This window comes from Stenotrophomonas sp. P5_B8 (assembly GCF_054049855.1).
In genome coordinates this window covers 1-7,615 of sequence record NZ_JBFULO010000177.1, presented here as the reverse complement: position 1 = coordinate 7,615, position 7,615 = coordinate 1, and the positions used below count along the sequence as shown (strand labels likewise).

Below are 7,615 nucleotides of genomic sequence, written 5' to 3'. Positions count from 1 at the left end.
GGTGGAACTCAATGCACTGGTCGGCTCGATCGAGCACTTGCTGCGCAGCACCCTGGGCGAAACCGTCCGCGTCCATACCCGCCTCGCCGCCGCCCCGCTGCATGCTGCGCTGGATACCAACCAGTTTGAAAGCGCCCTGTTGAACCTGGCCATCAATGCACGCGATGCGATGCCGGGCGGTGGTGAACTGGAACTGCGCACCTCCTCGGTGACGATGGGCGAGGGCGAGTCGGCCACCATCCCGGCGGGCGACTACGCCGTGGTGGCCGTAGCCGATACCGGTAGCGGCATGCCCCCGGAAGTGGTCGAACGTGCGTTCGAGCCGTTCTTCACCACCAAGCCGATCGGCAAGGGCACCGGGCTGGGCATGTCGATGGTGTACGGCTTCATGCAGCAGTCCGGCGGCCACATCGCCATCGATTCCCTGCCCGGGCAGGGCACTACCATTTCACTGTATATCCCACTGGTGGAGCCAGCGATCGAGCCGGTGCCCGCCGCCAGCACCCCGACGGTGTCGCTGGGGTCGGGTCAGTCCATCCTGGTGGTTGAAGACGACGCCCAGGTGCGGATGCTGGTCACCGTGGTGCTGGAAGACCTGGGTTATCGGGTGGAAGTGGTCGGCGATGCCGACGGCGCCATCCCCATCCTGGCCTCGTCGCGACGCATCGACCTGCTGGTCACCGACGTTGGCCTGCCCGGCCTCAACGGGCGCCAGCTGGCGGAGATCGCGCGGCAATCCCGACCGGGTCTGCCGGTGTTGTTCATGACCGGCTACGCGGAGAAGGCGCAGGAACGTTCGGCGTTCCTGGAAACCGGCATGGCGATGATCGCCAAGCCGTTCCTGCTTGACGAGTTCAGCGAGGCGGTGCTGCAGTCGATGGCCGAGGCGCAGGTGTCCGCCGCAGGCTGAGCCTGTCGGTGCAGGGCCTGCGTGACGCAGGCCCGTTGCCTTGGGTGTGCGGCCGAGCACGGCTCGGCCCTACAGACTCACCTTGCGCCGATTGTCATCGCTGACCCGGTCGATCAACTTGTTGTACGGATCGAAACCGGCCTCATCCGGCTTGCCATCCACCACCACGGTGACCGTCGGGGACTCGGTGGTGATGTGGTGGCGCTTCAGGTACAGCACCTTCTGGTCGCGCTCCTTGCCCGACGGCGCGTTGGCGAACACGCCCACGTCGACCCAGTCGTCCATCCTTCCGGGCGTTTCCTTGCCGCCGCCGTCGGCATAGCGCTTCTCGGCGTGCAGCGTGAGGGTGACCTCGTACTTGCCGTCATCGCGCTTGCGCGCCTTCGCCTCCAGCAGGCGGTTGTCGTACAGGGTGATCTTCTCGAACAGATCGGTCACCAATGCCTGGCGGTCCGCCGGGGTCTCGGCACGGATGTAGTCCAGCAATTCGCGCGAGGTGGTGTACGGCGGCTGCTGGTAACCCTTGTCCTGCAGGAAACGCTTGAGCGCGCGGTTCAAGGCGTCCTCGCCGATCTCTTCGCGCAGGCGGTAGAACACCAGCGAGCCCTTCTCGTAGTGGATGTACTGCTGGTTCTCCACACGCTCCAGCGGCAGCTCTTCGATGCGTTCGCCACCGCGGCCGGACAGGTAGCGGTCCAGTTCGGTCTTGAGGAACTGCCGCATGTGCTGGCGACCGTAGGCCTTCTCCATCACCATCAATGCCGAGTACTGCGCCAGCGACTCGGACAGCATCGTCGCGCCCTGCACGTTGGCACCGATCACCTGGTGCGCCCACCATTGGTGCGCGATCTCATGGGCGGTCACGTAGAACACGTAGTCGATCTTCTCCGGATCACGCAGATCGGCAATGAAGCCGATCGATTCGGAGTAGGGGATGGTATTGGCGAAGGACTGCGCGAAGCTCTGGTACCCCGGGAATTCGATGATGCGCACCTGGCGGTGCTGGTACGGGGTGAAATTGGCCTCGTAGTAGGCCAGCGACTTCTGCACTGCCTCGATCATGCGGTCCACGTTGTAGCCGTGGCGCGGATCGAAATACACCTCGATCGGGATGTCCTTGTACATGCCGCGCTTGACCTGCCAACGCGCGGACAGGTACGCGTAGAAGTTGAGCATCGGCCGGTCCATGGCATAGCGGAAGCAGCGCCGGCCATTGATCGTCTTCTCCTCCTGCAGGTAGCCCGGTGCCAGCGCGATCTGGTCCGGCGCGGTGCAGATCGTGGTGCGGAAATCGAGCCAGTCCGCGTCGTCGGAGATGTAGGTGTTGGCACGCGCCGTTTCATCTTCCAGCTTGGGCATGCGGGTCGGTTCGCCCAACCCGCGCTTGCGGCGCTCGTTGCGGTCTTCCAGCTGCGCGGCGTCTTCGTAGCCGAACGAGGGCAGCATGCGGCTGTTGAAGAAGCTGCCGTTTTCGACCACGTCGGTGGGGGCCTGCCCGGCGGTGATGCCATCGGGGTGCTGGTCCACGCGGAAGTGCACGCGGCGCTCTTCGCCCGGCTGCAATGGGTTGTTCAAGTGGTAGATGCGGTAGCCCAGATCGACATCATGGAAACCCAGCGTCTGCCCGCCCAGGTCCACGGCAACGAGCTGCCGGTCGTCGCCCATCGCGATATGGATGTCGGTGATGGGGGTGGCGTGGGTGTTGCGCACGGTCCAGTCGGCATCGAGGGTGACCGACCGGGTTTCCGGATGCAGGTCGACCCGGTTGTCCACCGCGACGATGCGCGGCTGCGGCAGGTCGCGGTACTTGGACAGCTCACGCTCGTAACGCGCCTGCAGGTCGCGCTGCTGGTCCGGCGACAGGAATTCGTTGCGGATGTTGGTGTTCCAGTACAGCCAGCCGCCGACCGCCACGAAGCCCACCATGGCCAGCGCCGCGCCCACACCGGCCGGGCCGCGCAGGCGACGGCGGGCCAGGGTGATGCGCTGGCGCAGGCCCGTTCCGACCCCGCGTACCCAGAACGCCGACGCCAGGCACAGCAACGCGGCCAGCAGCAGCGCCCAGTAACTCTGGAACGCCAGCTGCCCGACCAGGAAGTGGCCGAAGCCGTTCATGTCCGAATACGGCGCATTGGGCCAGTTGCCGAAGTTGTACAGGTTCTGGGTGTAGTCCAGCAGGCCGAGCGCGACCTGGCCGATCATCACCACGATCAGCAGCGCGTAGCCGGCAAACTTGTTGTTGGTCAGCACCTGCAGCACCAGCGCCATGCCGCCCATCAGCACGTAAAACACCGAGCCCAGCGCCAGCGTCTGCAGGTACACCAGCGGCTCCAGCCGCGTGTAGCCCTGGCCCAGCTGCAGCAGCATCGACACCGCCGCGCCCACCGCCTGGAAGCAGGCGATCACCACCACCAGCACGGTGAACTTGGCCAGCAGCGGCACCCAGTTGGGCACCGGCATCGCATCGTTGACTTCATTGAGCCGCGCGGTGCGTTCCTTCCACACCAGCTCGCCGGCGTAGAACAGCACGATGATCACCAGCAGCCAGCTGTACGCGCCCTGCAGCAAGGCCAGCATTTCGGCGGTGACCGGATAGATCGGCGTGCCGTACAGCGATTCCTGCGTCAGCGCGCCGGGAATGAAGTTGGCCAGGCCCAGTAGCAGCAGCACCAGGAACGGCACGCTGCGCAGCACGCCGGTGGTATCGAAGCGGACCTGACGCAGGTACTGCTGCCATCCGGTGACCGCACCGAAGGTGGGGCGGATGCGCGGTACCCCCCATTGCGTGGGGCGCACGGTCGCAGGCGTCGGCGCGGCAGGCTTGCGCCCCCAGCGACGCCGCCCGCTGCCACTGCGCTCGGTGCGGAACAGCGCGAAGGTCGCCGTGAACAAGGCGGCGGCAACGCCCAGCCACAGCGCGCGATTGGCCAACAGGTAACCGGCCACCTGCGGCAGCTGGGTGTTGCTCTGTTCGGCCGCCCAGTAGCGCACGGTGCGCCCGACGGCACGCATGCCCATCGGCTCGGCCAGCGTGGCGATCCAGGTGTTGTCGATGTCGCGCAGCAACGAGGCGCTCACCCCGTACAGCACGAAGTAGCCGACCAGGCCGATGTATACCCACAGGATCGAGCGGGTCAGCGCGGCCAGCATCGCCAGCAGTGCGGTGGTGAACACCAGGTTGGGCAGGACGATGAAGGCGAACGTCCACGCGTAGCCCCGCAGCGAGACCGGCCCCATCCGCGCCGGGTCCACCCAGGGCATGAACGGGGCCAGGAACAGGCCCGCGGCGATGATCAGATAGAACAGCAGGCCGGCGCACAGCGCGGCCAGGATGCGCCCGGCCAGGTAGTCGCGGCGTTTGACCGGGCTGGCGAAGATCAGCTCGGCGGTACCCAGCTCGAAATCGCGCAGCAGTGCATTGCTGACGAACAGGGTGGATACCAGCATGCCGAATATGGTGAACACGCCCATGAAGCGGGCAATCACAATCGGCGCGTTGCTGTGCACATTGCCGGTGCCACCGCCGATCTGCACCGCATCGGTGGAGGCCGCGGCGAAGGCCAGCGCGGCGAACAGCAGCGACAACAGCCAGAACAGGGGAGAGCGCAGCTGCTCGCGCAGCTCGAAGCGGAAGAAGGCAGTGATCATGGGCGCGCTCCGGTCAGGCAGCGCGCGACTGCAGGCGCAGCCGCTGGAAATAGACATCTTCAAGGTCAGGGGCGACCGCCTGGAAGCCATCGCCGGGGTTGGTGGCGCTGTGCACGTGGATCACCGGACGCCCGCCGACCAGCCGCGTCGACAGCACCACATGGTTGGCTTCATAGCCGGCCAGTTCGGCGGTATCCACCTGCTTGCGCCAGACCTGCTGGTGCAGCGCCTCGATCGCATCGCTGGGCTTGCCGGTCAGCAGCACCTGCCCCTTGTTCATGATGGCCATGCTCGGGCACAGGTCGGTGACATCTTCCACGATATGGGTGGACAGGATCACCGCGACGTTCTCGCCGATGGCGGCCAGCAGGTTGAGGAAGCGGTTGCGCTCTTCCGGGTCCAGGCCGGCGGTGGGTTCATCCACGATCACCAGGCGGGGATCACCCAGCAGCGCCTGGGCGATGCCGAAGCGCTGGCGCATGCCGCCCGAGTAGGTGCCCAGCTTGCGCTTGCGTGCGTCCCACAGGTTCACCTGCTGCAGCAGCCCGTCCACCACCTCGCGGCGCTGCCCCTTGTGGGTGAGGCCCTTGAGCACGGCGAAGTGCTCCAGCAGATCCAGCGCGCTCACCTTGGGATACACCCCGAAGTCCTGCGGCAGGTAGCCCAGCCGGCGCCGCACCGCATCCTTGTCGCGCAGCACGTCGATGGCCGGCTCGCCGGGAATCTCCAGGGTCACGCTGCCACTGTCGGCCTCCTGCAACGTGGACAGGGTCCGCATCAGCGAGGACTTGCCCGCGCCATTGGGGCCGAGCAGGCCGAACATGCCGCGCGGGATATCGAGCGTCACCCCGTTGAGCGCGTGCACGCCGTTGGCGTAGGTCTTGGACAGCGAGCGGATCTGCAGCATGGGGCGGACACCTTTCCCTGTGTTGAAGAGCGAGTTATGGGCRCAAAGGGAGGACGCTGCATCCGCCGTAAGTCATGGATGGGTGGGCGAGTGGGGGGATGCTGTATGGCACAGAGCGACAATCCCGGGCTACGATCGGCACGGACTTCCCAGCCAACGCCCATCCCATGACCGCCCTCTCATCCTCGTCGCTGGGCAAGCGCCACCTCGATATCGCGGCTGTCATGTGGCTTCTGGGTGTATTGGGAGGCGCCGCCGTAGGCATGGCGTTTTCTCATATGGGCTACGACGGCGAAGGGCTTGCCCTTGCGTTGACATGGCTGGTGAACCTGGGTGTGGCCTGGCACCTTGCGAACGCCGCACAAGCTCAAGGCAGACGACGCTGGGTATGGGGCATGCTTGCCGCGATCTGGCCGGCTGCTTCGATGGGGGTATGTAGCTTTCTGAACTTCAGCCGCTGGTTTGGCTGGAGCAAACCACCTGCTTGAACCCGCTCAACCGCGCCGTGACGATTCCCGCAGCACCTGCTTCACCGCGATGGTCTGCCCGTCCACCGCCTCGCCGTTGATCAGCGCCAGCAGCTTCTCCACCAGCAGCTGCCCGGCCTGCTTGGTGTCCTGCTGCACGGTGGTGAGCGTGGGCGACACCGAGGCCGCCAGCGGAATGTCGTCGAAGCCGGCCAGCGCCACGTCCTGCGGGATGCGCAGGCCCTGCTCACGCAACGCCCGCATGGCGCCGATCGCGATCAGGTCGCTGGCCGCGAACACCCCGTCCACCTGCTCGCCGCGTGCCAGCAACGCGTGGCAGGCATCGAAGCCGTCCTGCTCGGTGGTGATCGCATCGTGCTGCAGGCCGGGCTCGGCGGTGATCCCGCGCGCGGCCATCGCCGCGACATGGCCGCGATAGCGCTCCTCGAATTCCGGGTAATGGCTGGACGCATGGCCGATGAAGGCAATCCGCCGGCAGCCCTGGTCCAGCAGGTGCGCGGTGATATCGAAGCCACCCTGGAAGTTGTCGCTGCCGATCGACACCCCGGGCTGGTCGGGCAGGGCCGCGCCCCAGCGCACGAAATGGGTGCCTTGCTCGACCAGCCGCTGCAGCCGCTCGCGCGACTCGTGGTAATCGCCGTAGCCGAGCAGGATGATCCCGTCGGCCTTGTTGCTGTCTTCGTAATCGGCCTGCCAGTCGGTGGACAGCTGCTGGAATGACACCAGCAGGTCGTAGCCGCGCAGCGCGCAGGCGCGGGTGATCGAGCCGAGCATGGCGTGGAAGAACGGGTTGATCAGCGAGTCGTCGTTGGTCGGGTCCTCGAAGAACAGCAGCGCCAGCGTGCCGGCATTGCGCAGGCGCAGGCTGGAGGCGTTCTTGTCGACCTTGTAGTTCAGCTCCCGGGCGATGCGCAGGATGCGCTCGCGGGTTTCGGGGTTGACCATCGGGCTGCCGCGCAGGGCGCGCGAGACGGTCGGCTGCGACACCCCGGCCAGGTGGGCGATGTCCAGGGAAGTGGCTTTGCCTCGGATGGTCATTGCTGGGGTACGGCGGGGGACGACGATCTGCATGATGCCATGCGCGGCAAGGCCGTGGCCCGGCCGGCGGGCGATGGCGGGATTACGCCAGCGGCCTGTGGAACCCGTCAGCGCCCTTGCCGCCCTTGGCGTGCGGGGGAATCTGGTCGGTTCCGGGCGGAATCCCCACAGGGCCGGGGACGGCGGCGATGGTAAGATGGTGCCTTCTGGACCCCCCCATTTCACCTGGGGCAGCCCCGCGTATCTGCACYCCGCCTTGGGCTGTGATATGACTGCGGCCTGCCCTCGGACAACGGAAGAGCAACCCTATGGCGCGCGGCATCAACAAAGTCATCCTGGTCGGCAACCTCGGCAACGACCCGGACGTGAAGTACACCCAAGGCGGCATGGCGATCACCCGCATCAGCCTGGCCACCACCAGCGTCCGCAAGGACAAGGATGGCAACCAGCAGGAGCGTACCGAATGGCACCGCGTGGTGTTCTTCGGCAAGCTCGGCGAAATCGCCGGTGAGTACCTGCGCAAGGGCAGCTCGGTCTACGTCGAAGGCAGCCTGCGCTACGACAAGTACACCGGCCAGGACGGTGTGGAGAAGTACTCCACCGACATCATCGCCGACGAAATGC

Annotated in this window: 6 protein-coding genes; 3 read left to right on the top strand and 3 right to left on the bottom strand. The window is 66.2% G+C overall.

Annotated features, from left to right (window positions below):
• Positions 1-910, top strand: a 910-nt coding sequence (locus ACXJKH_RS11245) for an ATP-binding protein (protein ID WP_457319490.1), incomplete at its 5' end; no start/stop codon positions are given.
• A gap of 69 nt (positions 911-979) precedes the next feature.
• Here ACXJKH_RS11245 and ACXJKH_RS11240 read toward each other — a convergent pair.
• Both ACXJKH_RS11240 and ACXJKH_RS11235 read right to left on the bottom strand, forming a co-directional pair.
• Positions 980-4,558, bottom strand: coding sequence for an ABC transporter permease/M1 family aminopeptidase (locus ACXJKH_RS11240; protein WP_457319489.1), 3,579 nt, complete (start codon positions 4,556-4,558; stop codon positions 980-982).
• Positions 4,559-4,571: 13 nt separating this feature from the next.
• On the bottom strand, positions 4,572-5,465 hold the full coding sequence (locus ACXJKH_RS11235; RefSeq protein ID WP_457319488.1) for an ABC transporter ATP-binding protein: 894 nt from the start codon (positions 5,463-5,465) through the stop codon (positions 4,572-4,574).
• 167 nt (positions 5,466-5,632) lie between these two features.
• Here ACXJKH_RS11235 and ACXJKH_RS11230 point away from each other — a divergent pair, with 167 nt between their 5' ends.
• Complete coding sequence (locus ACXJKH_RS11230) at positions 5,633-5,953, top strand: hypothetical protein (protein WP_457319487.1); 321 nt, start codon at positions 5,633-5,635, stop codon at positions 5,951-5,953.
• 6 nt (positions 5,954-5,959) lie between these two features.
• On the opposite strand, the gene ACXJKH_RS11225 is transcribed toward ACXJKH_RS11230, so the two are convergent.
• The gene (locus tag ACXJKH_RS11225) at positions 5,960-6,991 is read right to left on the bottom strand and encodes a LacI family DNA-binding transcriptional regulator (RefSeq protein WP_256776396.1); all 1,032 of its coding nucleotides are present in this window, start codon (positions 6,989-6,991) and stop codon (positions 5,960-5,962) included.
• Positions 6,992-7,299: 308 nt separating this feature from the next.
• Here ACXJKH_RS11225 and ssb point away from each other — a divergent pair.
• On the top strand, positions 7,300-7,615 hold a 316-nt coding region (gene ssb, locus ACXJKH_RS11220; protein WP_457319486.1), incomplete at its 3' end, for a single-stranded DNA-binding protein.